This is a genomic window from Microvirga sp. KLBC 81, assembly GCF_003075415.1.
Taxonomy (GTDB): domain Bacteria; phylum Pseudomonadota; class Alphaproteobacteria; order Rhizobiales; family Beijerinckiaceae; genus Microvirga.
In genome coordinates this window covers 1-354 of record NZ_QDAH01000313.1, presented here as the reverse complement: position 1 = coordinate 354, position 354 = coordinate 1, and the positions used below count along the sequence as shown (strand labels likewise).

The 354-nt window shown below is 60.5% G+C and carries 1 pseudogene; it reads right to left on the bottom strand.

Going from position 1 to position 354, the window contains the following annotated elements:
• Nucleotides 1–61: 61 nt before the first annotated feature.
• Nucleotides 62–354: pseudogene (locus tag DC522_RS33950) on the bottom strand (alcohol dehydrogenase); the annotation flags it as partial.

The window sequence follows — 354 nt, the reverse complement described above, 5'->3', positions numbered from 1 at the left end:
CTCAATGCCTTGCGCGCTCTTGGCGGAGCAGATGCAAGCTCCATCAGGCAAAAGCGCGCGATCAAGGCTGCAGAACCGCAGCCCCGTTGAGCCTGCCCGTGCGCAGGTCGTCGAGCGCCTGGTTCGCGTCTTCAAGCCGATAGGTCGTGGTGTAGGTGTGCACTCCTGCCTGTTGCGCAATCGGGAAAAACTCCTTTGCATCGCTACGCGTCAGGTTCGCCACCGAAAGCACCTCCCTTTCTTGCCAAAGCAGCTCGTAGGGCATCGAAGGGATATCGCTCATATGGATGCCACCGCAAACCACGCGCCCGCCTTTGCACACTGCCCGCAACGCAGCAGGTACCAGTTCGCCAA